The 26,264-nt window shown below is 49.1% G+C and carries 25 protein-coding genes; 10 read left to right on the top strand and 15 right to left on the bottom strand.

The genetic code is table 11. From position 1 onward, the window contains the following. Nucleotides 1–24 precede the first annotated feature (24 nt). A complete protein-coding gene (locus tag HMPREF1863_RS05430; protein WP_068368258.1) occupies nt 25–519 on the bottom strand; it encodes a hypothetical protein in 495 nt (164 codons plus the stop codon). A gap of 15 nt (nt 520–534) precedes the next feature. Further along, complete coding sequence (locus HMPREF1863_RS05425) at nt 535–1,098, bottom strand: YtxH domain-containing protein (protein ID WP_068368256.1); 564 nt, start codon at nt 1,096–1,098, stop codon at nt 535–537. Nucleotides 1,099–1,214: 116 nt separating this feature from the next. Between HMPREF1863_RS05425 and HMPREF1863_RS05420 the strand changes: the two genes are divergently transcribed. The 6 genes from HMPREF1863_RS05420 (at nt 1,215) to HMPREF1863_RS05395 (ending at nt 9,551) form a co-directional block, all read left to right on the top strand. Next, nucleotides 1,215–2,012 carry a histidinol-phosphatase HisJ family protein gene (locus HMPREF1863_RS05420; RefSeq protein WP_068368251.1) on the top strand — a complete coding sequence of 266 codons (798 nt, stop codon included), beginning with the start codon at nt 1,215–1,217 and terminating at the stop codon, nt 2,010–2,012. Between the two features lie 152 nt (nt 2,013–2,164). Next, nucleotides 2,165–4,090 (top strand): aconitate hydratase, encoded by a 1,926-nt coding sequence (locus tag HMPREF1863_RS05415; RefSeq protein WP_068368249.1) that lies wholly within the window; start codon nt 2,165–2,167, stop codon nt 4,088–4,090. Beyond that, the gene (locus HMPREF1863_RS05410; RefSeq protein WP_068368246.1) at nt 4,087–5,091 is read left to right on the top strand and encodes an isocitrate/isopropylmalate dehydrogenase family protein; all 1,005 of its coding nucleotides are present in this window, start codon (nt 4,087–4,089) and stop codon (nt 5,089–5,091) included. Before HMPREF1863_RS05415 ends, HMPREF1863_RS05410 begins: the two co-directional genes overlap by 4 nt. Beyond that, nucleotides 5,085–6,443: a citrate synthase gene (locus HMPREF1863_RS05405; protein ID WP_068368240.1), complete on the top strand. Its 1,359-nt coding sequence runs from the start codon at nt 5,085–5,087 to the stop codon at nt 6,441–6,443. The genes HMPREF1863_RS05410 and HMPREF1863_RS05405 overlap by 7 nt, the downstream gene beginning before the upstream one ends. Nucleotides 6,444–6,594: 151 nt before the next feature. Further along, entirely contained in the window at nt 6,595–7,290 is a 696-nt protein-coding gene (locus HMPREF1863_RS05400) for an ABC transporter ATP-binding protein (protein WP_068368237.1), read from the top strand. Beyond that, on the top strand, nt 7,284–9,551 hold the full coding sequence (locus tag HMPREF1863_RS05395) for an ABC transporter permease family protein (RefSeq protein ID WP_068368234.1): 2,268 nt from the start codon (nt 7,284–7,286) through the stop codon (nt 9,549–9,551). Before HMPREF1863_RS05400 ends, HMPREF1863_RS05395 begins: the two co-directional genes overlap by 7 nt. A gap of 54 nt (nt 9,552–9,605) precedes the next feature. Here the strand turns inward: HMPREF1863_RS05395 and HMPREF1863_RS05390 are convergent, their stop codons facing one another. The 4 genes from HMPREF1863_RS05390 to pyrF are packed head-to-tail and all read right to left on the bottom strand — an operon-like array spanning nt 9,606 to nt 12,421. Continuing rightward, nucleotides 9,606–10,634: an S-layer homology domain-containing protein gene (locus HMPREF1863_RS05390; protein WP_068368231.1), complete on the bottom strand. Its 1,029-nt coding sequence runs from the start codon at nt 10,632–10,634 to the stop codon at nt 9,606–9,608. A 9-nt stretch (nt 10,635–10,643) separates the two neighbouring features. Beyond that, nucleotides 10,644–11,075: a YkvA family protein gene (locus HMPREF1863_RS09355; protein ID WP_068368229.1), complete on the bottom strand. Its 432-nt coding sequence runs from the start codon at nt 11,073–11,075 to the stop codon at nt 10,644–10,646. A 9-nt stretch (nt 11,076–11,084) separates the two neighbouring features. After that, complete coding sequence (pyrE, locus tag HMPREF1863_RS05380; protein ID WP_068368228.1) at nt 11,085–11,711, bottom strand: orotate phosphoribosyltransferase; 627 nt, start codon at nt 11,709–11,711, stop codon at nt 11,085–11,087. Beyond that, a complete protein-coding gene (gene pyrF / locus HMPREF1863_RS05375; protein ID WP_068368227.1) occupies nt 11,708–12,421 on the bottom strand; it encodes an orotidine-5'-phosphate decarboxylase in 714 nt (237 codons plus the stop codon). The genes pyrE and pyrF overlap by 4 nt, the downstream gene beginning before the upstream one ends. Before the next feature lie 199 nt (nt 12,422–12,620). On the opposite strand from pyrF, the gene HMPREF1863_RS05370 reads away from it, so the two are divergent. Both HMPREF1863_RS05370 and HMPREF1863_RS09470 read left to right on the top strand, forming a co-directional pair. Next, nucleotides 12,621–13,886, top strand: coding sequence for an L-cysteine desulfidase family protein (locus HMPREF1863_RS05370; protein ID WP_068368221.1), 1,266 nt, complete (start codon nt 12,621–12,623; stop codon nt 13,884–13,886). A gap of 65 nt (nt 13,887–13,951) precedes the next feature. Further along, complete coding sequence (locus HMPREF1863_RS09470) at nt 13,952–14,164, top strand: transposase (protein ID WP_157065090.1); 213 nt, start codon at nt 13,952–13,954, stop codon at nt 14,162–14,164. 210 nt (nt 14,165–14,374) lie between these two features. On the opposite strand, the gene HMPREF1863_RS05365 is transcribed toward HMPREF1863_RS09470, so the two are convergent. The 6 genes from HMPREF1863_RS05365 to HMPREF1863_RS05340 are packed head-to-tail and all read right to left on the bottom strand — an operon-like array spanning nt 14,375 to nt 19,905. Next, a complete protein-coding gene (locus HMPREF1863_RS05365) occupies nt 14,375–15,310 on the bottom strand; it encodes an alpha/beta hydrolase (RefSeq protein ID WP_068368218.1) in 936 nt (311 codons plus the stop codon). Between the two features lie 10 nt (nt 15,311–15,320). Next, the gene (locus HMPREF1863_RS05360) at nt 15,321–16,097 is read right to left on the bottom strand and encodes an Mrp/NBP35 family ATP-binding protein (RefSeq protein ID WP_068368215.1); all 777 of its coding nucleotides are present in this window, start codon (nt 16,095–16,097) and stop codon (nt 15,321–15,323) included. Between the two features lie 12 nt (nt 16,098–16,109). Next, a complete protein-coding gene (locus tag HMPREF1863_RS05355; RefSeq protein WP_068368212.1) occupies nt 16,110–16,424 on the bottom strand; it encodes an MTH1187 family thiamine-binding protein in 315 nt (104 codons plus the stop codon). Nucleotide 16,425: 1 nt separating this feature from the next. After that, nucleotides 16,426–17,577 (bottom strand): M20 metallopeptidase family protein, encoded by a 1,152-nt coding sequence (locus HMPREF1863_RS05350; RefSeq protein ID WP_068368209.1) that lies wholly within the window; start codon nt 17,575–17,577, stop codon nt 16,426–16,428. Between the two features lie 7 nt (nt 17,578–17,584). Next, nucleotides 17,585–18,625: an alpha/beta hydrolase gene (locus HMPREF1863_RS05345; RefSeq protein ID WP_068368207.1), complete on the bottom strand. Its 1,041-nt coding sequence runs from the start codon at nt 18,623–18,625 to the stop codon at nt 17,585–17,587. 20 nt (nt 18,626–18,645) lie between these two features. Continuing rightward, entirely contained in the window at nt 18,646–19,905 is a 1,260-nt protein-coding gene (locus HMPREF1863_RS05340; RefSeq protein WP_068368205.1) for a M18 family aminopeptidase, read from the bottom strand. Between the two features lie 118 nt (nt 19,906–20,023). On the opposite strand from HMPREF1863_RS05340, the gene HMPREF1863_RS05335 reads away from it, so the two are divergent. Continuing rightward, nucleotides 20,024–21,352: a hemolysin family protein gene (locus tag HMPREF1863_RS05335; protein WP_068368202.1), complete on the top strand. Its 1,329-nt coding sequence runs from the start codon at nt 20,024–20,026 to the stop codon at nt 21,350–21,352. A gap of 41 nt (nt 21,353–21,393) precedes the next feature. After that, entirely contained in the window at nt 21,394–22,527 is a 1,134-nt protein-coding gene (locus HMPREF1863_RS05330) for a CAP and S-layer homology domain-containing protein (protein ID WP_068368199.1), read from the top strand. A gap of 45 nt (nt 22,528–22,572) precedes the next feature. On the opposite strand, the gene HMPREF1863_RS05325 is transcribed toward HMPREF1863_RS05330, so the two are convergent. The 3 genes from HMPREF1863_RS05325 to serC are packed head-to-tail and all read right to left on the bottom strand — an operon-like array spanning nt 22,573 to nt 26,073. Beyond that, complete coding sequence (locus tag HMPREF1863_RS05325; RefSeq protein WP_068368195.1) at nt 22,573–23,799, bottom strand: DUF1015 domain-containing protein; 1,227 nt, start codon at nt 23,797–23,799, stop codon at nt 22,573–22,575. An 8-nt stretch (nt 23,800–23,807) separates the two neighbouring features. Continuing rightward, a complete protein-coding gene (locus HMPREF1863_RS05320; RefSeq protein WP_068368188.1) occupies nt 23,808–24,995 on the bottom strand; it encodes a phosphoglycerate dehydrogenase in 1,188 nt (395 codons plus the stop codon). After that, nucleotides 24,988–26,073, bottom strand: coding sequence for a 3-phosphoserine/phosphohydroxythreonine transaminase (gene serC, locus HMPREF1863_RS05315; protein ID WP_068368186.1), 1,086 nt, complete (start codon nt 26,071–26,073; stop codon nt 24,988–24,990). The genes HMPREF1863_RS05320 and serC overlap by 8 nt, the downstream gene beginning before the upstream one ends. Nucleotides 26,074–26,264: the final 191 nt, after the last annotated feature.

Raw genomic sequence — 26,264 nt, 5'->3', positions numbered from 1 at the left:
GAACCGTTTCTCTTTTACTTTCGATTAGCGCGTCTTCATGACGTCGCGAATAGATTCCAATACTTCGCGCATAATGTAGAAGTAATCCACTACATTGTTGGCGTTAAAGGAAATAGTCTTCGCCGTGTCGGTAATGGAATCCGACACTACATTGGCCGTGTTTTGAAGCTTCAAAGAGGTTTGATCCAATTTGCGCGCCACGGAATCTACCGTGCCGGTTACTTCGCCGACGGTCGAGGCGATTTTTTCAACCTCCGGTTTCACCACTTCCACCATTTCGGTGGCGTCGGTGGTAATGCGGGATGCATTGGTGGAGATAATAGTGGCATTATCTGTAATAGTGGGAAGCTTTTGGAAAGTGTCGTCGATGACGGCTTCGTGTGTTTCCAATTTGCTCTTCACTACTTTTAAGATAGCCGCTACATTTTTCAGCGCCATCGCCAAGTAGACGAGCGCGCCGATACCTGCAACATAAAGCAGTAGACGTAAGAGGTCATTTAAAGTAATTGTCGTATCCATGGTGACCTCCCGTTTCTATTTGTTGTCTTTGTCTTCCTTTACAACTTTTTCGCTTTTTTTGCCGGCTTCTTCGGCGGCTTTTGCGATTTTATCGGCACTTTTTTTAACTTGGTCTTTCGCTTCGTCTGCTTGAACCTTTACTTCGTCGCCGACTTCTTTTGCAGCATCGCCGATGGCGCCTGCCGTTTCCTTTACTTCCGATTTTACATAAGCGCCTTCTTGGCGTACGATTTGACCGATGGCTTTCGCTTTTGCTTTTGCAATTTCGGCGTCGTCGCGTACTTCGTCGGCTTTAATGGCGGCACGAAGTTTTAAATCGTCGTAAGTGTCTTGAACGGCTTGTTGCGCTTCATAAGCGCGAATGCTTAATTCGTCCGCTGTATCGAGGGCGAAATCTTTTGCATTTTCAGCGTAATCTCTCGAACGTTCTACAATATCTTCGCGGGTTTTTTTGCCGCTTTGGGGAGCAAATAAAATACCGGCTACTGCACCAAGTGCTGCACCTAAAGCAAATTTACGTGCACGTTCTTCGCGCCAATATTGTTCTCTTTCACGCATTCCAAATAAATCAAAAATCATAATTAACCTCCTGTTTAGTGATTCCTATTGTTAATTGTACCCTACCGTGTTGAATTTATGCAACTTGGGTAACGATTTATAGAATAAAGTTACGTTTTTTAAAAAAGGAGATCCTTATGCTCATAGATTCTCACACCCATTGCCGCTACTCTCCCGATTCCAAATCGGATCCCGAGGATAATATTCTTGCGGCGATCGACCGCAATATTCAGGTCTTGGCTTTTACCGATCACGTGGACCGCGTCGACAACGCGTTGGATTATGTCTTCGATTTCGACGCCTATATAAAGGAACTAAATGGTTTAAAGGAACGGTATAAAGACAAAATTGACATTTTAATCGGCTGCGAAATGGGTCTCAATCCCTCCATGAATCGCGTCATCGAACCTGCCATGGCCGACGATCGTTTCGATTTTTTTATCGGCTCCATGCATACATTAGATAATCAAGACGTCGCCTCCACCATTCGCCGTATGACGGGGGATTTTTTAGATTACTACCTTCATTATTATGAGGAAATGTTCAACGCCGTCGAATCCACCAAAGGCTTTCACGTGTTGGGCCACATGGATTACGTCGACCGCTACCTTACGGATAAATCCATGATCCCGAAATTTGTTCGTTATCGCGACATCGTCGCCGCCGTTTTGAAAAGCGTCATTCAAAAAAACATCGTCGTGGAATATAACACCGGCGGATTTTTCCGCGGCCTTCCCTACGGCAATCCGAAAGATGACATTTTAAAACTTTACAGAGATCTCGGCGGCGAACGGATCTGCCTTTCATCGGACGCCCACTTCCCCGCCCACATCGGCCGCGGTTTTTCCGAAGCGCGGGAACATTTAAAAGCTCTCGGCTTTCAACATCTGACCTATTTTAAAAACAAGCAGCCTATTGAAGTTCCTTTAAAATAGGAACTTTTTTATTTTCGAAAATATACAATCTACATCATTTTATCCTCTATGAATTTACCATCTTAAAGTGTATACTGGAACCAGAAACGATTATATGAATTTAAAAACGGTATTGTCGTTTTCAAAACTTCGATTTACATATAGGAGGTAGTATGACATCCATTGCTTATCAATTATTAAAAGAGCATTTACTGGAAGGGGAGCTTCGCCAAGGAGAAGAGATTAAAATTAAAATCGATCAAACCTTGACGCAAGATTCCACTGGCACCATGGTCTATCTTCAATTAGAGGCAATGGCGATCGATGATATTCGCACGGAACTTTCTGTCGCCTATATCGATCACAATATGTTGCAAACGGGCTTTGAAAATCCGGATGATCATCAATTTATTCAATCCGCAGCTGAAAAATATGGTCTCGTATTTTCAAAACCCGGTGGCGGCATTTGCCACCAAGTCCATTTGGAACAATTTGCCCGCCCCGGCAAAACGTTGGTGGGAAGCGACTCCCACACGCCGACGGCAGGGGGCATCGGTTCCCTCGCCATCGGCGCCGGCGGTTTGGACGTGGCCGTGGCCATGGCGAGCGGTTTTTATTATTTAAAGGTTCCGAAGATTTTAAATATTAAGCTTTCTGGCAAACTCCGCCCCGGCGTCAACGCAAAGGACGTGATCCTCACCATTCTCGGCAAAAAAACCGTAAAAGGCGGCACGGGCTACATCGTGGAATATTCAGGGGAAGGCGTGAAAAATCTTTCCGTCACCGATCGCGCCACGATTTGCAATATGGGCGCGGAACTGGGCGCCACCACTTCCATTTTCCCGGCCGACGAAATTACCGAAGCTTTTATGCGTCGCCACGGACGAGGCGACGATTTTAAACCGATTTGCGCCACAGAAGATGCGGTTTACGACGAAATCATGGAACTGGATCTGGGAAAAGTCGTGCCCTCTGTGGCAAAGCCCCATCTCCCCGATCAATACGAAGCCATCGATACGCTTGGCGAGGTCAAAGTGGATCAGGTGGCCATCGGCAGTTGCACCAATTCCTCTTACACCGACATGATGAAAGTGGCCCATATTTTAAAAGGGCGAAAAGTCCACGAAGATGTGAGCCTCGTTATTTCTCCGGGAAGCGCCACGATTTTACAGGCCCTTTCGGAAAACGGCGCGTTGGCGACGATGATTCAATCCGGCGCGCGGATTTTGGAAAGCGCCTGCGGCCCCTGTATCGGCATGGGGCAAGCTCCGAAGAGCGGCGCCACGAGCCTTCGCTCCTTTAACCGTAACTTTAAAGGACGAAGCGGCACGAAAGATGCGAAAATTTATTTGGCGAGCCCGGAAACCTGTGCCGCATCGGCCATTAAAGGCTATATCGCAAGCCCCGCCGATTTGGAAGGGCTGGATTACATCGAAGAACCGGAATCCTACGAACACGCCACCAATTATTTAATCTATCCCAAGGCAAAAAGCGAACGGCCGAAAGAAACCGTAATGGGGCCGAACATTAAGCCCTTCCCCTTGGCAAAACCCATCGCGGATAAAATTGAAGGGGACGTGCTCTTAAAGGCAAAAGATAATGTCACCACCGACGACATTTGCCCTTCTACGGCGAAACTTTTACCCTATCGCTCCAATGTTCCCAAGCTTTCCAACTACGCCTTTTCCACTCTCGTAGAGGATTTTAAAGAACGCGCCGAAACACACAACGGCGGCATCGTCGTCGGCGGCGAAAATTACGGACAGGGATCGAGCCGGGAACACGCCGCCCTCCTTCCCCTCTACCTGGGCGTAAAAGCGATTATCGCCAAAAGCTTTGCCCGCATTCACAGATCCAATCTTATTAATGCCGGCATCCTTCCTTTAGTCTTTAAAGATCCTGCAGATTACGAAAAGATCAGCGAATGGGATCATCTGGAACTCGACGATGTTAAAAAATCTCTGGAAAGTGGAAACTTTACCTTGATCACGCCGGCGGGAAATATTGAACTTCTCGGCGAGTTCAGCGAAAGAGAACGGGACATGCTCCTGGAAGGCGGCTACTTGAATTACACGAAAAACAGAAGGGAGAGCGTATGAAAACCGTAACCCTAATCGCGGGCGACGGCATCGGCCCGGAAATCGCAGAGGCGGTGAAAGAAATTTTATCCGCCGTCGACGCACCCATTGTATTTGAAGAGGTCAATGCCGGCAGCACGGTCTTTGAAAAGGAAGGCAGTTATTTGCCCGACGCCCTCTTCCGCTCCCTGGAAAAAAATAAACTGGCGTTAAAAGGCCCCATTACCACCCCCATCGGCCACGGCTTCCGCAGCGTCAATGTGGAGCTGCGCAAAAAATACGATCTCTACCAAAACATTCGCCCTATTTGTCCCGCCGCCAAGCTTCCCATGAAATTTGACGACGTGGACATGGTGCTCTTTCGTGAAAATACGGAAGATCTTTACGCCGGCGTGGAAAAAATTATTTCCGACGACGAAGCCCACTCCATTAAAATCATTACGCGGGAAAAATCCGAACGCATTATTCGCGCCGCTTTTGAATACGCCGCGGGCTTTCATCGCAGGTCCGTCACCGTGGTGACCAAAGCCAATATTATGAAGGCTACCGACGGCCTCTTCCTCGACGTAGCGCGGGAAGTGGCAAAAGATTACGACATTCCCATGAAGGAAATTCTCGTGGATAATATGGCCATGCAAATGGTCATGAACCCGGGGCAATTCGACGTGGTGGTGACGGAAAACCTCTACGGCGATATTCTTTCCGATTTAGGCGCCGGCTTAATCGGCGGGCTGGGCATGATTCCCGGCGTCAACAAAGGCCGGGACATGGCGATTTACGAATCGGTTCACGGATCCGCGCCGGATATTGCAGGCAAAGGCCTTGCCAATCCAACGGCCATGCTCCTCTCCGCCTGCCTCCTTCTCGACGACATCGGGGAGAGGGAAAAAGCCGATCACATTCGCCGCGCCGTCGACGACGTGCTTTCCAATCCGGCGACGCGCACCAGAGATTTAGGCGGCAGCCTGACGACAAAGGAATACACTCAAGCCTTATTAGAGAAAGTAGGTGGATCATGCTAGATATAAAAATGGATCATCGCTTAGATGATTACGCCCATAAAATCACTGAGCGAGATTATATCAATCGCGAGCTTTACCAAAAATACGACGTTAAACACGGCCTTCGCTATCCCGACGGCACCGGCGTCCTCGTGGGCATTACCCGCATCGGCTTCGTCACCGGCTACGAAAAAAAAGACGGCAAAAAAATCCCCGAAGAAGGAGATTTGCTCTACCGCGGCTATTCCGTAAAAGATATGGTGAAAGATTTTAAAGAAAACGATCGTTTCGGCTACGAAGAAGTGGCCTTCACTCTACTTTTCGGAAATCTGCCGACGAAAAAAGAAATCGCCGTGTTTAAAGAAATGTTAGGCGAAGAAAGAAGTCTTCCGAGAAATTATTTAGAAGACACGATTTTAAAAGTTCCAGGTCGCGACGTCATGAACAAAATGATGCGCTCCACCCTTTGCCTCTATTCTTTCGACGTGGATCCGGACAGTACCACCACCTCCAATGTTTTGCGTCAAAGCATGAGTTTACTCGCCAAGACGCCCCTCATTATGGCCTACAACTATCAGGCGAAAAAACACTACATCGACGGCGACAGCCTGGTCATCCACTATCCCGACAAAAATATGTCCACGGCCGAATTAATTCTCCACTTAATTCGCAAAAATTCCGATTACACCAACGACGAAGCGAAAATGTTGGATTTAATGCTCACCCTCCACGCAGAACACGGCGGCGGGAACAACTCCACCTTCGCTACCCACGTCGTCTCCTCGTCGGGAACGGATACATACAGTGCCATTACCACCGCCCTCGGCAGTTTAAAAGGCCCACGCCACGGGGGCGCCAGCTTAATGTGCTCCGCCATGCTCGACGACATCGCATCCAATGTGCGGGACATTCACAACGAAGCGGATATCGAAGATTATTTGCGCCGCATTTTGGCCAAACAAGCTTTCGACAACAAAGGTTTAATTTACGGCTTAGGCCACGCAGTCTACACACTTTCCGATCCCCGTGCGGAACTTTTGAAGCAACAGGCAAAAGAACTGGCGGAACAAAAAGGCTATTCGGATCAATTCAACTTTGTTCGTCTCGTAGAATCCATCGGCGGCCGCCTTTTACAGGAACGAAACGGGACCTCCTACCCCCTTCCCGCAAACATCGACCTTTACTCGGGGCTCGTTTACCAAATGCTCGGCATCCCGCGAGACCTTTACACGCCACTATTTGCTACGGCGCGTATGGCCGGCTGGTGTGCCCACCGCTTGGAACAAGTACAGGACACAAAAATCATCCGCCCGGCATACGTCCACTTAAACTCCAGAAAAAAATACCTTTCCATGAACGATCGGAGCAATTAATCATTTCCCCTCGCCTTTGCGAGGGGATTTTATTGTCCTCTTTTAAAATCAACTATTTATATGAATAAATAACAATACTATAGACAAGTTGTGCTCGCAGGAATACAATAAGCTTGATAAATAATATCAAATAATTTTAAAGGAGGCTCCCATGATCACTGTTCATAATCTACATAAAAGTTACGGTTCAAAAACACAACGGCTCCACGTTTTAAAAGGCATTACTTTTTCGCTCCCGGAGGGGTGCCTCGCCTGTTTGTTGGGCCCGTCCGGATCGGGTAAGTCCACCTTGTTAAATATTTTAGGCGGCATCGAATCCATGGACGAAGGGGATATTATTGTGGCGGGAAATCATCTGGCGCCTATGAATAAAAAAGAGCTGGAACGCTACCGCAGAAAACAATTGGGCTTTGTCTTTCAGTTTTATAATTTGGTAGAAAATTTAACCGTACGGGAGAATATTCTGACGGGCGCCTATCTTTCCGACGATCCTTTGGATGTGGATGCTTTGGCGAAGGAATTGGGTATCGCCGATCAGCTCCATAAATTCCCCACGGAAATTTCCGGCGGCCAGGCGCAACGTGTTTCCATCGCCCGCGCCATGGCGAAAAAACCCTCTCTCTTTATTTGCGACGAACCCACCGGCGCCTTGGACTACGAAAGCGCCAAAAGTGTCTTGCATTTAATCGAAGAACTGAATCGTAAATACAAAACCACCATTATCATCGCCACACACAATGAGGCCATCGCCTCCATGTGCCACGTCGTCCTCCGGCTCCACGACGGCGGTTTAAAATCCTACGAAGAAAATGAACACATTCTCTCCGCCGAGGAGGTGCAATGGTAATGAAAAACCCCATTCATCGACGGATTCCGCGACTGTTTTTGAAAAAACCCGGCGTCTATTTACCGCTGTTTTTCATTTCTCTTCTGACGGTGACCTTTGCGTCTTCCTTTTTTATCAGCCAAAATTCCATTAAACCCCTTTACTACAAGGGGCTTCGGGAAAATAAAGTGGAAGACGGGCAATTTCTCATGGCCAATCCGTTGACAAACGAAAGATCGGATGCCATTAAAAAACGAGATGTGGATCTCGTTGAAAATTTTTACAAAGATAGTAAGTGTCGCGTGCCGGGAGACGACGACAGGCGGGAGAAAATTCTACGCGTCTTCGCCAATCGCGAAAAAATCAACACCGCCGCCATTCACGCCGGCCGCCTTCCCAAAGCCAAGGGCGAAATCGCCGTCGCCGCCAATTTTGCAAAAGCCGAAAATCTCGTCCCCGGGGACAAATTAACTCTCGACGACGAGGATTATAAGATTACGGCCTTAGTGGCCACGCCGGATTACTCCACGATTTTAAAAACCCAGGGGGATCTGGCAATGGATACGAAACATTTTTCCGTCGCCTTCGTCACAAAAGATGTATTTGATTCCCTGAAAGAAAAAAATCATTACCTCTACTCTTACAGAAATCACGAGCGCCTTTCGGAAGAAAAAGCCCGGGATCGATTTGAAGACATTCTCTCCGATGCCGAAAAATCCGGACCTATTTTAGGTGCCACCACTTTCTACGACAATCGCTGCATCCAATACTTTATCGACGACATGGGCGGCGATGTGCCCATGATGACCATCACCCTCGTCATTCTCTTTATCTCTCTGGGGTTTATCAGCGCCCTTCAAACCCGCGGGCTGCTGCGGGAAGAAGCGCCGGTCATCGGCACGCTCCTTTCCATGGGGTACGGAGCGAAAACATTAATTCGCCACTACAGCCTCGTGCCCACCTGCCTGGTTATTTTGTCGGGCATTTTCGGCAATATCCTCGCCTACACAAAAGGCTACACCCTTTACGCCGACCTTTATTACACTTCCTATAATCTTCCACCCTTTGTGCCCATTCTTTCATTGAAGGCCTTCGCCATTACCACCATCATTCCCTTGGGTATCGTGTGGCTCGTCAATCGCATGCTACTTCTTCGCTATTTCCGTCTGTCCCCTCTACGCTTTTTACGACGGGAATTTTACCGCAAAAAAAGAAAGAACGCCCCGACATTCGACGGATTTTCCTTTAAGCGCGCCGCCCGCCTGCGCATTTTGACGGAAAACCGCTTAAATGTTCTCGCCCTTTTCTTCGGAATGTTTGTGGGCAATCTCCTGCTCCTCTTTTCCGTCGCCCTGGGCCCTATGTTCGACGACTATGCGGATTCCGTTAAAAAGGACATGAAGTACAATTACACCTATCTTGTGAAGGCGTCCGACCCCGACGTTCACGGAGTTAAGGGACTGAGCCTCACCATGGATTACAAAAAAGGCGAGGAGAAAACACAACTCAATGTGCTGGGCCCCGATCAACATACGGCCTTTGACGGTGACTTGCCCTCATCCATGAAGCCCCATGACGTGGTGATTTCCACAGGCCTCGCCCATCGAGATAACTTGGACATCGGCGATGCCATCGAGGTAAAACTTCCCGGCTCGAAACACTACAAAACATTACATGTCGCCGCCATTGCCCACGACATTCACTCGATTCAAGCCCTTATGCCCATGGACAATCTCAACCGATTGATCGACAAAGACCCGGGAAATTTTAATCTCTATTGGTCCGATACGCCCTTAAAAATTAACGACGATCTACTGATTACCACCATCGATCGCGACAAAACGGGAGCCTACCTGGAAGCTTTTCTGGAAAACTTCGACGGCGCCCTGCGTACCACCTGTATTTTGGCCATTGTTTTCTACTTTACTCTGGTCTACACCGTCAGCAAGCTGATCTTGGAAAAATCGCAAAAAGATATTTGCTACCTGAAAATTTTCGGCTACGGAGACGGCGAAGTGGCCTCCATTTATTTACTGGGCATGACCATCGCCGTGGCTCTCTTTTATCCCTTGAGCCTCCCCATCTTCGATCGCCTTGTGCGCTATCTCTTCGCCCTTTCCATTTCTAAACTTTCCGTCTACATGGAACCCCACTTCGCCATGACCAGCTACCTTTACATTTACGCGCTGGATCTCGCAGTCTTTGTCGCCGCCCAATGGTTGGGACGACGGAAGATTAAAGCTTTAAATATGGTGGAAGAACTGAAAAAAGTCAGCGGCTAAATTACCTCTTTTTGTCAATTTGCCCATTAAAAAAAGCCCTCTCGGGGGCTTTTTTTATTTTCCTACTTGTACCCAACGATCGACGGCCTTTTTGTTTTGTTTTTCCATTACCCGGTGGGTATTGGCGCCGTCCAACAAATCGTAATATGCCCAGTGATTCGGGCGCACGTCGATAAAGCTCACCATGCGATCCATGTGCGTGGTTTCTCTAAAACTTGCGGCGGTAGTCTTCCGACCCATGGAACGATTTAACATGGCCACAGCTTCCGCCCGTGTGACGCGACGATTGGGATGGAATTTTCCGTCGCCGTAGCCCGAAATCCATCCGCTGTTGTAGGCTCTACCGATGGAACGGCTCGCCCAATGGCCGTAGCTGTCTCTAAAGGGGTGGCCCGTTGCCTTGGCAGCCGGCGCAAAACGACACAACATGCTGGCAAATTCCGCCCGCGTCATGCCGCGATTGGGGTGGAATGTATTGTCGGGATAACCGCGCAAAATGCCCTTGCGGCTCACATAATCGACGGCCGTGGTGTACCAGCCGCCCGATGCATCGCGGAAGCCGCTTTTTTTAATGCCTCGAAGGGTCGTCTTCCCCGTCTCGATGCGAGCCACCATCATGGCCACTTCCGCGCGACTCACGACGACGTTGGGGTTCATGTAATGGCGATGGCCGGAAACATAGGCGCGACGTTCCACGGTCGCCAACGTTTCCGCCGGCGCTTTAAATTCGCCGTTGTGATCGTCTTTTGCCACGAGTACATCGCCGATGCGAATGGTGCGCGTCAAGGTAATTTGGAAACGACCGTTTCCGTCGCTCGTGCCCTTTCCCATAACCACCGATGTTGCGTCGTAAATAGTTATATTGGCGTTAGGCGCACCAAATCCCGTTACCGTACGCATTCCCGTTACGATGGGATCCATAAACACGCCGTGGGGAGTTTCTTTTTCCGCCGGAACATTTTCCTTTGCGGTCATGTTTGCCGGGTTCCGTTCATTTTCGGGGTTTACGCTTTCTGCATTTTCCGCCATAACAGGCGCTGTCCAAAGTAGTAGGCAAATAATTGCCGCAACGAATTTTTTCATAAGTCCTCCTTATGCGTCTTCTTCGATTACGGTGTACCCTTCCAAATCGGGAGCGTCTACCCGCTCCTCTTCCCTTTTCTTCCATTGACGATAATCGGCGATTTCCTCGGATAATTTCGACATGACGTAGACCAGTACGCCGAGATCGTCGGCAAAACCGATGGCAAAAATGAAATCCGGCACGACGTCCATGGGATTGACGAGGTATAAAAGCCCTGCCACGATCATGAGAATATTCTTTTTGCCGATTCCCCTATAGCGTCCGCTTACCGTATCTTTCACCATGTGAACGAGAAGCTCCGCCTCCGATTGCACTCGGGAAAAACGTTGCTTTCCCCGCAAAAGGGAAAAGCTGTCTTTCGCCAGTTTTTCCAGCCGCTCGGGATCGGAAATCACCCTCCGCGCCCTGTGCGATTTACTATTGAGTATGGATTCCCACATAGCACGCTCCTAATGAATCCAACTGCTGTCGTAAGGATCTTGACGCCATGTGTTCAGGCGATCCCGTTCATCGGCCGTTAATTTTCCCTGTTCCACCGCCACATCGGCGAGTTCCGGGAAGTTGGCGAGGGAAACATGTTGAAAACCCGACGCTTTGAAATTATCTTCGGCGACTTTTAAATCGTAACTGAAAATGGATACGATACCGACGACCTCCAGGCCTTCCGCTTCACAGGCTTTGGCCGCGTCGATGGAGCTGCCTCCCGTGGAGAAAAGATCTTCCACGACTACGACTTTTTCGCCTTTTTTTAAGGCGCCTTCGATGCGCTTGTTCTTGCCGTGATCTTTCGCCTTACCGCGAATAAAGCCGCTTGGCTTATTTAAAATCCAGGATACGTAGGATGCGTGGGGGATGCCCGCCGTCGCCGTTCCGAGAATGCCTTCGGCGTCGGGGAAATGTTTTTCCACAAGATCGGCGAGACCTTCTTCGATGATTTTACGCTCTTCGGGATAGGAAAGAATCAGGCGATTGTCGCAGTAAATCGGGCTCTTAATTCCCGATGCCCATGTGTAAGGTTCATTGGGCGAAAGGCTGACGGCGCCGATTTTAAGTAAAATATCGCAAACAGATTTCATTCATTACCTCCTAAAAAATCACGTCGAATGGCGGAGTAAGCGCTTAAGGGATCGTCGGCTTTTGTAATGGGGCGGCCGACGACGATAAAGTCTACGCCGATTTTTCGCGCATCCTCCGGCGTCACCACCCTCTTTTGATCTCCGGCGCTCACCCCTTTCGGTCGAATGCCCGGGCACACCAAGGGGAAAGAGGAGCCGATGGTTTTCCTGAGATATTCCCCTTCCATGGCCGAAGAGACGATGCCGTCGCATCCTGCGGAAAGCGCCATTTTCGCGAGGCCTTCCACCGTCTCTTCCACGCTGTGATTTTCGCCGAGGAGCGCCTCTTTACGCCCTTCATCGGAAAAAGACGTGAGCACCGTGACGCCGAGGAGAATGGGGGGATGCTCCATATCGTTTATCGCCTCTTTCGCGCGGGCGAACATTTCCCGCCCGCCCGATGCGTGGAGCGTAAGCATGTCGACGCCTAATCCCTTGAGAGAGTTTACGGCGCCTGCCACCGTATTGGGGATGTCGTGTAATTTTAAATCTAAAAATACGGGATAGCCTTCCGCCTTCAATTTCTTTACAAATTCCGGCCCGGCGGCGTAGAAAAGTTCCATGCCCACTTTTACAAAAGGCTTTTCCTCTAAGGATTTAAAATGATCTAAAAAGGCCCACGCCTTTTCCTCCGATGGAAAGTCCAGGGCGATAATAACATCAGATTTCATGCAATACTCCTTTTTCCAACAATCGTTTTCTTATTTTAGTATATACCGAAATCCCTACTTAATGAAACCGGTAAAAGTTAAGAGAAAGAAAAGACCTTTGATTCCGCCGAAAAGTTTTACGAAAAATTTATTTTATTTTCGATAGTCGTTCCCGTTAAAATCGATTATAATGGATTGAATGAAATGAGGAGAAAAAGTTATGAACTACAAAGATTATTTAAAAAGAGAATTAAAGGTGGCCTTCGGCTGTACGGAGCCCATCGCCCTGGCATATGCTGCCGCCAAGGCTCGGGAAGTTTTAGGCGAAGTGCCTGAAAAAATCGACGCCGATCTTTCCGCCAATATGATAAAAAACGCCAACAGCGTCTACGTCCCCGGCACCGAAGGGCGCAAGGGAAGCGCTATTTCCATCGCCGCCGGCGCTCTTTTAGGTGATCCTTCAAAGGAATTGGAAGTCCTCGCCCATATTGACAAAAGCGGACTCGCCGACTGCGATCAATTTATTAATGAGCATCGCATTCACATCGCCCTCAAAGAAAATGTAGCTAATCTCTACATTCAGATTACGGCTTACGCCGGCGATTCCTACGCCAAAGTTCGCATCGTCGACGAGCACACCAATATCGTTCACGTGGAAAAAAACGGAGAAGTGCTTTTCCATAAAAACGAAAGTGTGGAAGAAGAGGTGCAGGTCGATTTTACCTTCGATCAAATTTACGATTACGCTCAAACCGCAGATTTAAAAGATTTTGAAGAACTTTTAAATCTTGAAATCCAATACAACGGCGCCATCGCTAAAGAAGGCATCGACAATCCTTGGGGATCCGGCATCGGCCGTTTGATTCTCGACGCTCACCCCGACGATTTGCGGGAAAAAATCGCCGCCTATACCGCCGCCGGAAGCGACGCCCGTATGTCCGGCGCGGAAAACCCGGTGGTCATTAATTCGGGATCGGGCAATCAGGGGATTTCCATTTCCGTTCCCCTTATCCTCTATGCGAAAGAAAAAAATCTTCCCCGCGAAACTCTTTTAAGAGGCCTTTTGTTTTCCAATCTCTTAGGGCTCTACCAAAAGAAAAACATCGGCAAGCTTTCCGCTTTTTGCGGCGTCGTTTCCGCCGCTTCCGCCGCCATTTGCGGCATCGCCTTTTTAAATGGCGACGATAAGGAGATCATAAAGGAAACACTTTCCAATGCCCTCGCCGTCAACGGCGGCATTCTCTGCGACGGCGCAAAAGCTTCCTGCGCCATGAAGATCGCTTCCAGTTTGCGCAACGGCTTTTTGGCATACGATCAGGCAGTGGCGGGCCGATCCTTCCACGCCAATGACGGCGTCGTGAAAAAAGACATCGACGATACTCTGAAAGTTATGGGAAATATTGCGCGCTACGGCATGAAAAAAACCGACGAGGTTATTTTAAATGAGGTGCTCGGCAATCGGGACTACATTAAGGAATTTGAATAGAAAATAAAAAAAGGCTTTGAGTCGAAACTCATAGCCTTTTTTATTTTTGTGCAAAAAGATATTCGATCAGTACCATTTTATTCGTCAAATCCATTGTCATTGGAAAATGTTCGGAAGCGGGAGCAGAAACGAATGACGGTGCCGAAAAGAGCGGACAAAAAGAATGGCGCTACTGCTTACGCGCCTACAGAAACTGGTTCGTTGAGATCACCTACAGCTTTGACTGCCCATGGAATAATGGCTACGTAGAAGGAATGCACAACAGATTAAGACAGTGAAGCGTGTCGCTTTTGGGATGCGCAACTTTCATCATTTCAGGACCAAAATACTCTTAGTCTGTGCGAAAGACGAGTGATTTAAGATCTACGGGAAAACAAAAAGGAGCCTAGTTTTCACTAGACTCCCCAATGGTTGACATAGAACCTAAATAAAGGGCGAAATATCCCCAAGGGACGAACCGCGAGCTGTTATGGTCGGGACAGCTAGGCTTATTGGAGGTATTGATCCAAAAAGCTGCCGACCGTCTTCATATACTCATCATTCTTTCTATAGGGGTAAGTGGCGTGTTTGTAGCCGGTTACCGTCTCCATTTTCTTTTGATCGTGGCCTACGGCGGAGAATAAATCTTCCGCCATGGAAGGCGGCGTCAGCTTGTCGTCTTTTGAATTCGTAATTAAGACCGGTTTCGATACCTTTTTCATAGCGCGAACGCCGTCCATATCCTTGAAAGACGCGCCGATCTTAAACTTTGAATAAAGACTTCCCGTCGCCGATAAATACTCTATGGGAATGTTCTGACTTTCGGCAATGGACACCATTTCATTTTCTATCATAACGCGCCCGTCGGACACCGGCGAATCCAGTATAAGGCAATCGATTAAAGAATCGTCTTCTCCCGCCGCCAGAACGGCCGTAAGAGCCCCCAAGGATTCGCCCCATAAGGCAACCTTGCCGCCTTTATAAGCGGGGGCAATATAATGTAAGACCGCCAAAGCATCTCGGGATTCCAAGGCTCCGAAAGTATTATATTCTTTTTGATTCTCCCCGGAGTTTCGTTGGTCATAAGCTATTACATCGAAACCTTTTTGTAAAAAGCCTTCCATAAGAGGAGCCAAAGTTTCTTTCGTTCCGCCCATGCCGTGAATCATACATACAACATTTTGATTGCCCTCTCTTTTTACAAGAAGGGCCGGGATTGCATCGGACTCGCCGGAATCTTTAACGAGAACTTCTTTCACAGCATATTTCTTTTCAAGTTCATGAATCTGACGCTCAAAACCCTTTGCGTTTTTGATCGTTTCCTCTCTGCTCACCCCATTGGAAAAGCCGTCGAATACTCGTCCCCCGATATAGAAAGAAAAACCTGTAAAGGCAAGCAAAACGACGATGAGTACGATGATGACAGCTCTTAATACCTTATTCATAGCCACCTTTTTATTTAAATTTTTCCACCTTGTCGCCGATAGCCTTTAATCCCTCGTTTTCATAAAATTCAATGCTGCTTTGATCCGCCGCTTCGGCAAGTTTCGGATCGATGGGCAAGCCGCCTAAATAGGGAATTCCCTTTTCTTCGGCGATGGCTTTCGTCTTGCTTTCGCCGAAAATGTCGTAGCGCACTCCGGTGTCCGGCGCGATAAAGTACTGCATGTTTTCTACAATGCCGACGACGGGAATGCCCATCATCTTCGCCATTTTCAACGCCTTTTCCACGATCATGGCCACTAAATCCTGAGGCGAGGTGACGATGATGATCCCGTCGACGGACATGGTTTGGAACACCGTAAGGGCTACATCGCCCGTTCCCGGCGGCATGTCCACGAAGAGGTAATCTTTTTCTCCCCAGTAGACGTCGCTCCAGAAAGTGGTGAGCATATTTCCCACCACAGGCGCCCGCCATAATACGGGATCTGTAGGATTGTCGAGAATCAGATTGACGCTCATAACGTCGATGCCCGTAGAGGTCTTAATGGGACGAATGCCCTTTTCCGTTTGAAAGACCTGCTCGTCGGCGCCGAAAATTTTGGGAATGGAAGGGCCTAAAATATCCGCGTCCAAAACGCCGACGCTGTGACCCCTCCGACGCATTTCCGATGCCATAAGCCCGGTCACCATAGATTTCCCCACGCCGCCCTTGCCGCTTAACACGGCAATGGTGTGTTTAATTTTCGAGTGTTCGTTTAAAGGTTTTTTCAGTGTTTGCTTTTTCTCCATAATGCTTCCTAACTATTTTTTAGAATCTGCGACCTTTTCCATTACGGAATTGATCTTTTGATCCAAATTACCTTTTTTATCCCGTCGATCGTCGATTTTGACGACAGAATAGACCCGATGAGCGCCGTTTGCGAAGACGGCTTCCTGCATTTTACGAACACAAGCGAAAAGTTCGTCGATGTCTCCTTCCAAAACGGTGCCCATGGGGTTTAAGCGAATTTCAACTTTATCGTTATCTTTAACCGCATCGTAAGCCGCCGCCACGTATGGGCTGCAAGATGTGGATTCCGTACCAATGGGAATAAGTGTAAGTTCTACAACGGCCATATTAACCTCCAAAATAATTTACGGCAATGGCGCAAAAAGCGGCCACGCCTAATGTCATACTGCTTTCATTAAAGACTGCACGAGGATTGTGAAGTGGGTAGACTTCCCCCGATTCGGGTTTCACGCCGAGCATCATCATAACAGAGGGCACACGGGCGGCGATGTGGGAAAAATCTTCCGACGCCTGAACCGGGTTTCCTTCCCGAACGTCGATCCCCGCCGATTCCGCCGCATTCCACGCGAGCTTGGCTAGTTTCGGATCGTTGTTTACGATTTTCGCTTCCGATAAAATCTCCACTTCCGCTTCGGCGCGGTAGGTTTTCGCCACGCTCTTCGCCATGTCGATGACGCGGTTTCTTACATAATCGTGTACTTCAGAATCGAAGCTGCGAATGGTGCCTTCGATGATCGCCCGATCGGGAATGCTGTTGGGTGAATCCCCCGCCTCAAAATGACCCGTCGTAATAACGGCGGAATTCGCGAAGGGAATTTCCCGCGCCACAATTTCCGGAAGCGCCGTCACGATTTTCGCGCCCACATAGGTGGCGTCGATTCCTAATTCGGGCATGGCGCCATGCGCCGCTTTCCCCTTCACGGTGATGCGGAAATTATTATTGGTCGTGGTCATAATGCCGGGCTTAATATAAAGGGCCGGTTCGTCCACTGTGTTCACGTGAATCATAAAGGCGGCTTCAGGCGCGGGATCTTCCAAAAGCCCCGCCTCAATAAGGGAGAGGGCGCCTTTCAAGATCTCTTCCGCCGGCTGAAAGACGAGTTTCACCGTGCCCTTTAATTCCGATTCGTGGCGCTTTAATAATTTCGCCACGCCGAGAAGCATGGTGGTGTGCATGTCGTGTCCGCACATGTGCATGTTCTTTTCCGAGCGGAAATCCACATTCGCCAGTTCCTCTCCCGGAAGAGCGTCCATATCGGCGCGAAACAAAATCACGGGCTCGCCATTTCCGATGGTCGCCACTACCCCTTTATCCGTAACGAGCTTCGGTTGCAGCCCGTATTCTTCCAACTTTTCCTTTACAAAGGCCACCGTGCCCGCCACATCGAAACCTGTTTCGGCGTGAGCGTGTATATAGCGGCGATTTGCGATTAATTCCCGTTCAATTGATTCAGCTTCTTTTAAAAAATCAAAGCTCAAAAAATCATCACCTTTCTAAAAAGCCGATGATATCCTTCATCACATACTCTGTTGCCTCCTCGTGGAGCAGGTCGTGTTTCATAAGGGAGAATACTCGGTTTTCGTAATCTTTATACCCCAAATTATAAAAAGTTTTCGCCGTATCCGTAAGGCCTTCCACGCCGCCCGTTAAAGGATCTTCCGATCCGTTTAAAGCGAGGACGGAGAGATCGGGATTTTTCACTTTATAACGCCTGTAATCTTTTAATCGGCTCGCCGCTTCCCAAATGGCCATGGCGCCGCCGTTCAGGTAATGGCTCACGAGTTTTCTATCGCCCTTAAAGGAATTTAAAAACTCCGGATTGTTGCTGATGGTATTTAAGGCCGCCTTGGTCTTTGAATCCATTAAGGTCACCAAGGCGCCTCTTCGCTTGCCATTAGTAAAAAAGCGCTCGATATTGCCCGCGGCCAGCCCGAGTTTTGCCGAGGGAGGATAGCAGACGACCCCCGTTAAAATTAATTTGTCGATCATGTCGTCGTGATCCATAATATAATTTCTCGCGATTAAAGAGCCGAAGGAATGGCCGAAAAGAGTGATGGGAAGTCCGGGAAAGCGGCGTTTAAAATACACCGTCAGCGTGTACTGATCCAGGAGCAAGTCGTCGATTGAGGAAATATAGCCTCGGGGATGATCTTCCGACACGGAATCGCCGTGGCCTCGGTTGTCGGAAAGAAAGACCGTGTAGCCCGCCTTGGCCAAGTTTTCGGCAAACTCCAAATAATATCCTCTGTGTTCCTGAGCGCCGTGAATAATTTGCACGAGCCCTTTCGGATTTTCCGCTTTCATAATGGTAAAGGCCAGGGGCAAACCGTCTACGGCGGAAAGATAAATGCCCTCTTCCCGCCCGTCGTTTACACTTAAAAAAACGGCGTCGTCCTTCATGCCCTCTTCGATCCAGCGGTAGTACGCTTTGTCCGTGCGCACCTTATCCATTTTGCGCGCCAGCTGAGGGAGAACAGCCCCTGCGGCCAAGGCGCCCTTTAACCAATTGTTACCATGTCGTCTCACAACTGCCTCTCTTTCTGCAACTAAAAGCGATCGTCTTCGTAAAATGCCTTCATGGCGCTGTAAAAATCCTTTACATCCTCTACATGAACCACTTCCCTCATGGAATGCATGGCCCATGTGGGAATGCCCACGTCGATGGCCTCGATGTCCACGTGGCGCACGCTTAAAGGCCCGATGGTAGAGCCGCCCCGTTGCCCGTGGGGATTGGCGAAGTATTGCACTTTCAGATTTTGTCGTTTCATCAAAGCTTTAAAGCGGGCGCTGCTGTGGCCCTGGGTGGCGTAACTTCTCGCCGCGCCGGTTTTAATGGCCACCCCTTCCCCGAGTTTCGGCGACGCCGAGGGGTTGGAGAAATTGACGTAATTGGGATGGTAGGCATGTGCCATATCCGCGCTCATTAAAAAACTGCGGGAAAGGGCGCGGTAAAAAGCTTCTTCCCCGATGGAGAGGGCGATTCGCTTTAACACATTGGCAAAAAAACTGCTGTCGCCGCCGCTTTTCGTCAAGCTGCCCACTTCTTCGTTGTCCGTAATGTAAAGCATGGTCGTCGCCTTCGACGGCTTTCCGTCGAGGAGAGCGCAAAAAGCCGGGTAGGCCGTGGCGAGATTATCCAAACGGGGAGCGGAAAGCCATTCGCCGTTTTTGCCGATAGCTTCGGCCTTTTCCATGGCGTAAAAATAAAGATCGTAATCTAAAATCCCATCCTCTTTGACGCCTGCCACATTAGCGAGCTCTTTCAAAAATCCCCCGTCTTTCAAACTTTCGCCACCGAGGGGCACGAGATCCTTTCCCGGTTCGTACACGTGACCTGTATTCACTTCCCGGTGAAGATGGGGCGCAAGATTGGGGATCGTCGCGAGGGCATATCCGAAATCCACGGGAATACTCTTTACCCCGTCCTCTTCTACGAGAACGCGACCGGCTAAGGAAAGGGGGCGATCCAACCACGTGGACCGAATAATGGCGCCGTAAGGTTCCACGTCGAAACGCACGCCGCCGTCGATGTCGTGTACGCCGCCGGGCAGTAATTTCAAAAGAGGGCTGTCCGTGTGGCTCAGTACCGCCTTAAAGGCAAGTTCATCGTCGTTCAAACTACCCAAGCGGAAAAGCAAGACGCCGCCGTCGTCGACGACGAGGCTGTATCCTTTTCCCTCTTCCAATTTCCAGGTATCTTCCGGGCGCAACATGGTAAACCCTTTGGCCTCTTCTATAAAATGGCGCGCCACCTGATAAGAGGTGGGGCTTTTGTCAATAAAGTCTATAAACTTTTGAATCTCCATAGTCTCTCCTTTCTCTTTTTCCATTGTATAGCAAAAAATTCTCCCGTTCCACGATATTTCCTACACATTCCCCTTTTTCAGGGTATAATCGTATATACATAAAGGAGGATTTTATTCAATGGAACTTGCCGATCTCGTACCGGAACTTTTACTGATCGTCGCCCTGACGATTATCCACGGTTTTTTTGCGTCTGCGGAAATCGCCATGGTGTCCTTAAATCGCCAACGCATCGAGGACATGGCGGAAGAAGGAGATAAACGTGCCGCCACGCTTTTGCGATTGACGGAAGATCAAACGCGATTTATTTCCGCCGTTCGCGTGGGCATGACCCTGGCGGGATTTTTCTCTGCAGGACTTGCGGCGAGAAGTTTAAGCGCCCTTTTGGCATACCACATCGCCTCCATGGGCATTCCCTACGGCGACACCATCGCCTTTATTGTAATCCTCTTGTTTTTATCTTACCTTACCATGGTCTTCGGGGAACTCGTTCCCAAACGGGTCGCCCTGCAACACACGGAAAAAACGGCCCTTAAATCTGCAAAATATATCGCCCTGTTTTATAAACTCGCCTCCCCTTATATTCGCTTTCTCTCCTTTTCCACTACCGCCGTCTTAAAGGCCACGGGAAAATATTCCGAAGATGTGGAAAAAAACATTAGCGAAGAGGAAATTAAAAGCTATCTCCGCGTCGGCCACCAACACGGCGTCATCAACGAAAGCGGCGAGGTGATGATGGTCAATATTATGGCCTTCGACGACAAACTCGCCTACGAAATTATGACCCCGCGTACATCCCTTTACATGATCGATTACGACGATTTCGATAAAAACATGATTCGGGATATGCTGGAATCCGGCTACTCTCGCGTCCCCGTTTACCGCGACGGGCCGGACAATATCGTCGGTACCATTTACATTAAAGATCTTTTCGTGGAATATGCCAAACAGGATTACGAAACCATCGATATCGACAAGGTCATGAAAAAGCCTTACTTCGTGCCCGAGACGAAAAATATCGATCGCTTGCTTCAGGAATTGCAGAGCACGAAAAATTACCTGGCCATTTTAATCGACGAATACGGCGGACTCGCCGGCATGGTCACCATCGAAGACATCGTCGAGGAAATCGTCGGCGAAATCGAAGACGAATACGACGACGACATGCCGCCGATTTTAAAGGTAAATAATTCCACCTACGTGGCCGACGGCATGATGGAGCTAAACACTATTAACGAAGAGCTGAACATCGATCTGGAAAGCGAAAATCACGAAACCATTTCCGGCCTTACCATCGAACTTTTAGGCTTTATTCCCGAGCCGGAAGACACGAAAAAACACAGCGTACTTTACAAAAATTCCATTCGCCTCACCACCCTCGCCGTTTCCGACAAGCGCATTTCCCGCGTGGAAATCAAGCTTTTGGAAGAAGAGGAAGAAAAGGCGTAAATCAAGCGGCTTTCGAGCCGCTCTTTTTTAAGGAGCATGATTTGAAACGATTCTTTTTACTCGCCCTCATTTTTCTCCTCGTCCTTCCCCTTCCCGCTTTTGCGAAAACCACGGGGGATGAGGACAAAATCAAATCCTTCGTCGACAACCGCATCGTAGAAGGCGACGGTACCGGTCTCGCTTTGGATCGCCCCATTACCCGTGGGGAGCTGGCCAAAGTGATCGTCAGTTTACAACATCGTCGAGAGGATGCCGACGGAATGAAAACGAAAAAAAGCCCTTACACCGATGTAAGGGAAAGCCACTGGGCCAACGGCTTTATTAACGCCCTTTCCCTGAAAGAAAACGACGGGCTTCCCCTCTTGGCAGGCTACGAAGACGGCAGCTTTCGCCCCGACCGGGCGGTAACCTACGGGGAAGTGGCAAAAATCGCCTGTTTAATGGCATTGCCGGCCACCACTTCCGACGATATTGCGCCCATTCCCTGGCCTACGGGCTGGATGGAAATCGCACAGTCTTTGGAATTTTCCGCAGCGTCCTTTCCGCCAAATGCACCTGCTCTGCGTCGCCACGTCTTTACCACACTTTACGACGCCCACGCAACATCCGAATCCCGGGGGAAAATAAACTACATCCCTTCGCCGAAGACACTCTATTTGGAACAAATGAAGGGATTCAACGAAGGCACCTCCTTCGACAAGACTCTTTACCGGGAAGAAATACTTCGCCTCGTCAACGATGCGCGGAGAAAAAACAATCTCAGGCCCTTGCAATACATGGTCTCCCTCCAAAAAGGCACGACCCTCCGCGCCAAAGAGCTGGCGGAATACGGCGACATACGCATCAAAGGTAAGCGCCACAAACGGCAAAACGGCACGCCCTTTTATACCGCCTTTCGCTACCTTCCCTTCGATCCTCGCCCTCACATCGGAGAAAACCTCTTAATGTACGGATTGCCCTACGGCGACGAAAAAAACCGATCCTATCTCGCCGATCCCAACTTTCTCGCCGCCGAATCCTTCCGCCTGTGGATGGCGAGCCCGAGCCACCGCGCCAACCTTTTAGATCCCGATTACCGCTTTATGGCCTGCGAAAATTACGCGGGAGCAACCTACGGCGATAAAAACTACCCGAACACGGGCATTCTCGTCGCCGCCATGAGTTTTTACAAATAAACGCAAAAATCCCCCTCTCCATGTAGGAAAGGGGGATTCTTTTTTCTACTTCGTTTCTAAAGGATGAATAAACAGGCCGCTTCTCGGTTTCGGTTCAAACCAAGTAGATTTCGGCGGCATGACTTTGCCGGCGTCGGCCACGACCATTAAATCGTCTAAAGACGTGGGGAACATGGAAAAGGCCACGGTCATATCCTCTTTTACGCGCCGCTCCAGCTCTTTTAATCCGCGCACGCCGCCGACGAAATCGATGCGTTTATCGCTTCTCGGATCGCCGATCCCCAAAACCGGGGCGAGCAAAAAGTTTTGCAAAATGGAAACGTCCAAGCCTTCGATCACATCGTCGATGGCCTCGCCCTTGTAGCGGAGGCGATACCATTTGCCGTCGACAAACATGCCGAACTCGCCTTTTTCACGGGGATGGACTTCGGCTTTTTCTTCTTCTACCGAAAAGTTGTCGCCGATTTTTTCGAGAAATTCCTCTAAGGTGAGGCCGTTTAAATCGGCCACCACTCGATTGTAATCGTAAACCTTTAATTCTTCCGCCGGATAGACGATGGCCATAAAGTAATTGTAAGGGGTTTCGTCGTTCCCGGGTCCGTAGGCTTTTCGGCGCATTTCGCCGACGCGCACCGCCGATGCGGAGCGGTGATGTCCGTCGGCGATGTAAAGAGCATCCAGGGATTTAAAGTTTTCCACGATCTCGCCAATGACAGACCCATCGTCAATCGTCCACAGGCGATGAGTCGTGTCGTCATCTGTGGTAAAGGCCAGGGGCTCTTTTTTCATCGCCTCGTCGATTAAGGCGTCGATTGCCTTTTGATTACGATAGGTTAAAAAGATAGGGCCGGTTTGGGCGTCCAACGTGTCGATGTGGTCCACGCGATTTTCTTCTTTTTCCCTCCGGGTCTTTTCGTGTTTTTTTATCTTATCGTCGAGATAATCGTCCACGGAAGCGAGGCACATTAAACCCCGCTGTCTGTATCCGTCTCGCTCCAATTCGTAGACGTAAAGGCAAGGGGCCTCTTCTCTGTAAAAAAGGCCTTCTTCTTGCATCCGATCGAAATGTTGCTTCCCGATTTTATTAACCGAACCTTCCACTTCTCCTTCAACAGTGGCTTCCGGAAGATCCACTTGAAGGAAGGATTTCGGATGGCGGCGAATTTCTTCCCGCGCCTCGGCTACGGAAAAGACATCGTAGGGAAGGGCGGCTACTTCTTTTGCGTACTCATTTTTTGGCCGAACGGCTCGAAATGCTCTGATTTTAACCATAATACACCTTATAAAAAGCGCACGCGCACCACGCCGTCGATGGCGAGGATTTTTTCCCGTAACGCTTCGTTCACCGGGGAGTCGACGTCGATCATGGTGCACGCCCATTCCGTGCGGTGGCGGTTCAAAAGATTGGCGATGTTAATATGTTCTTCCGCAAGCACCGCCGTAATTTGACCGATCATATTGGGAATGTTGCGGTGATTGACCGTCACCCGCGCCACGCTCTTGCAGGTGCCCATGTTGCTGTCGGGGAAGTTGACGGAGTAGCGAATGTTGCCGTTGGTGAGGTAATCTACCGCTTGGCGCACCACCATCTTCGCCGAATTTTCTTCACTCTCAGGCGTGGAGGCGCCTAAGTGGGGAATGTTAATGGTGTTGGGAAGGGTAACGGACTCGGGATCGGGGAAATCCACTACGTATTTCGCCACTTTTCCCGATTCCAAATAGTTTCTAAGCACTTTTAAATCCACGAGGCCGCCTCGGGCAATGTTAATAAGGCGCACGCCGTCTTTTGCCACGGAAAGGAGTTCTTCCCCTACGAAATTTTTCGTATCCGGCGTGTAGGGAATGTGGATGGTAATGTAATCGCATACTTTAAAAAGATCTTTCGCATCCTCCACTACATTGACCCGCGTGTCCAGGTGAAGGGCATTTCCAATGGAAAGAAAGGGATCGTAGCCGTAGACGTCCATGCCCATGTCGATACCCATTTTCGCCACTCTGCGCCCGGTAGCGCCGAGACCGATAATCCCCAGGGTTTTCCCCATAAGTTCCGGTCCTGCAAAACGCTTTTTATTGCTTTCCACGGCTTTTGCAATATCGTCTTTTCCGTAATTGCGCACCCAGTCGATGCCGCCTAAAACATCTCTCGACGCTAAGAGGAGCGCCGTAAGCGCCAATTCTTTGACGCCATTGGCATTGGCTCCCGGCGCCTTGCTGACGACGATGCCAAGTTCCGAGCAGCGATCCACGGGAATATTGTTGACCCCCGCGCCGGCTCTTCCGATAAAGCGCACATTTTTCGTAAATTCGTAATCGTGAAGATCGGCACTTCTTACGAGAATCGCATCGGGATCTTCAATATCGGGCCCGGCGATAAAATTATCCGGCAAAAGCTTAAGCCCTTCTTCGGAAATATTATTAATGGTTTTTATTTTATAGGTTTTCTTTTGATCAGTAATAAAGTCAGCCATTGTTTCGTTCAAACTCCTTCATATAATCTACAAGTCGCTTAACACCCTCAAGTTCCATGGCGTTATAAAGACTTGCCCGCATGCCGCCGACGCTTCGGTGGCCTTTGATATTGACGATGCCTTTTTCCTTGGCGCCTTTTACAAATTCGGCGTCCAGATCCTTCGATCCCGTGACGAAGACGATATTCGTAAGGGAACGATCCCCTTCGGGAATGTTGTTTTTAAAGAGCGCGCTGTTGTCGATGGTGTCGTACAAAAGTTTCGCCTTTTCCTTGTTTCGCGCTTCCATGGCGGAGACGCCGCCCATGCGTTTCACCCAATCCAGAACCAAGCCGCAAATGTAAATATTGTAGCAAGGGGGCGTGTTGAACATGGAGTCTTTTTCAATATGGGTTCTGTAATCGAGCATGGTGGGGAGTTCCCCTTCTTTTGTAGCGAGGAGCTCTTTATTTAAGACGACGACGGTCACGCCGCTGGCGCCGAGATTTTTTTGCGCGCCGGCAAAAATAAGGCCGGGTTTATTAAAATCGTAGGATTCCGTCAAAATATTCGACGACATATCGCAGACCAAGGTGGCGTCTACTGATGCTAATTTTTCAGGGGCGAGGCGCGTGCCGTAAATCGTATTGTTGACACAGGTGTAAATGTATTTGTCCGTGGGCTTCATCTTGTCGGCGGAAATTTCCGGAAAATAAGAAAAGCCGTCTTCTTCCGAAGACGACATGACATTTACCTTTCGCAGCTTCTCAGCTTCTTGATAGGCTTTTTTCGCCCAGGAGCCGGAGATTACGTAGGATGCTGAATCTTCTTCAGAGAGTAAATTTAAGGGAATCATTGTGAATTGCAAAGAACCGCCGCCTTGTAAAAATAAGACGTCGTGGTTTTCGTCCAATGAAAGAAGAGATCGAAGGGAAGCCTTGGCATCCGCTTGGATCGCGCCGTATTCTGAACTTCGATGGCTCATTTCCATTACGGACATGCCGCTACCGTTAAAGTTCATCATGTCTTTAGATGCTTTTTCCAAAACCTCGACGGGGAGCGTCGACGGCCCTGCAGAAAAATTAAAAACTCTTTCCATGGTAACCTCCTGATTAAAAAACATTTTCTTGCTTTACCGTTCTAAATTATGAATGGTATTTCATCATTATACGCCTGATTTTAGAATCTTACAATCACCTCGCGGAAATATATTTGTAGAAACTCATCGATTTTTGCCAAATAAAAACTCCCGCAAAGCTTGCGAGAGTTCGTTTTATTTATTCTATTGTC

The organism is Aedoeadaptatus coxii, assembly GCF_001553115.1.
GTDB lineage: Bacteria > Bacillota > Clostridia > Tissierellales > Peptoniphilaceae > Aedoeadaptatus > Aedoeadaptatus coxii.
This window is presented reverse-complemented; position numbering and strand designations above follow the sequence as displayed.

Bases quoted from the DNA above. Each gene is read 5' to 3' on its own strand.
- HMPREF1863_RS05370 (WP_068368221.1), top strand. From the start codon at position 12,621: ATGAACTACAAAGATTATTTAAAAAGAGAATTAAAGGTGGCCTTCGGC.
- HMPREF1863_RS05425 (WP_068368256.1), bottom strand. From the start codon at position 1,098: ATGATTTTTGATTTATTTGGAATGCGTGAAAGAGAACAATATTGGCGC.
- HMPREF1863_RS05390 (WP_068368231.1), bottom strand. From the start codon at position 10,634: ATGAAAAAATTCGTTGCGGCAATTATTTGCCTACTACTTTGGACAGCG.
- HMPREF1863_RS05360 (WP_068368215.1), bottom strand. From the start codon at position 16,097: ATGGAGAAAAAGCAAACACTGAAAAAACCTTTAAACGAACACTCGAAA.
- HMPREF1863_RS05430 (WP_068368258.1), bottom strand. From the start codon at position 519: ATGGATACGACAATTACTTTAAATGACCTCTTACGTCTACTGCTTTAT.
- HMPREF1863_RS05355 (WP_068368212.1), bottom strand. From the start codon at position 16,424: ATGGCCGTTGTAGAACTTACACTTATTCCCATTGGTACGGAATCCACA.
- HMPREF1863_RS05325 (WP_068368195.1), bottom strand. From the start codon at position 23,799: ATGGTTAAAATCAGAGCATTTCGAGCCGTTCGGCCAAAAAATGAGTAC.
- HMPREF1863_RS09355 (WP_068368229.1), bottom strand. From the start codon at position 11,075: ATGTGGGAATCCATACTCAATAGTAAATCGCACAGGGCGCGGAGGGTG.
- pyrE (WP_068368228.1), bottom strand. From the start codon at position 11,711: ATGAAATCTGTTTGCGATATTTTACTTAAAATCGGCGCCGTCAGCCTT.
- HMPREF1863_RS05395 (WP_068368234.1), top strand. From the start codon at position 7,284: ATGGTAATGAAAAACCCCATTCATCGACGGATTCCGCGACTGTTTTTG.
- HMPREF1863_RS05405 (WP_068368240.1), top strand. From the start codon at position 5,085: ATGCTAGATATAAAAATGGATCATCGCTTAGATGATTACGCCCATAAA.
- HMPREF1863_RS05420 (WP_068368251.1), top strand. From the start codon at position 1,215: ATGCTCATAGATTCTCACACCCATTGCCGCTACTCTCCCGATTCCAAA.
- HMPREF1863_RS05365 (WP_068368218.1), bottom strand. From the start codon at position 15,310: ATGAATAAGGTATTAAGAGCTGTCATCATCGTACTCATCGTCGTTTTG.
- serC (WP_068368186.1), bottom strand. From the start codon at position 26,073: ATGGAAAGAGTTTTTAATTTTTCTGCAGGGCCGTCGACGCTCCCCGTC.
- HMPREF1863_RS05400 (WP_068368237.1), top strand. From the start codon at position 6,595: ATGATCACTGTTCATAATCTACATAAAAGTTACGGTTCAAAAACACAA.
- pyrF (WP_068368227.1), bottom strand. From the start codon at position 12,421: ATGAAATCTGATGTTATTATCGCCCTGGACTTTCCATCGGAGGAAAAG.
- HMPREF1863_RS05320 (WP_068368188.1), bottom strand. From the start codon at position 24,995: ATGGCTGACTTTATTACTGATCAAAAGAAAACCTATAAAATAAAAACC.
- HMPREF1863_RS05335 (WP_068368202.1), top strand. From the start codon at position 20,024: ATGGAACTTGCCGATCTCGTACCGGAACTTTTACTGATCGTCGCCCTG.
- HMPREF1863_RS05410 (WP_068368246.1), top strand. From the start codon at position 4,087: ATGAAAACCGTAACCCTAATCGCGGGCGACGGCATCGGCCCGGAAATC.
- HMPREF1863_RS05415 (WP_068368249.1), top strand. From the start codon at position 2,165: ATGACATCCATTGCTTATCAATTATTAAAAGAGCATTTACTGGAAGGG.
- HMPREF1863_RS05340 (WP_068368205.1), bottom strand. From the start codon at position 19,905: ATGGAGATTCAAAAGTTTATAGACTTTATTGACAAAAGCCCCACCTCT.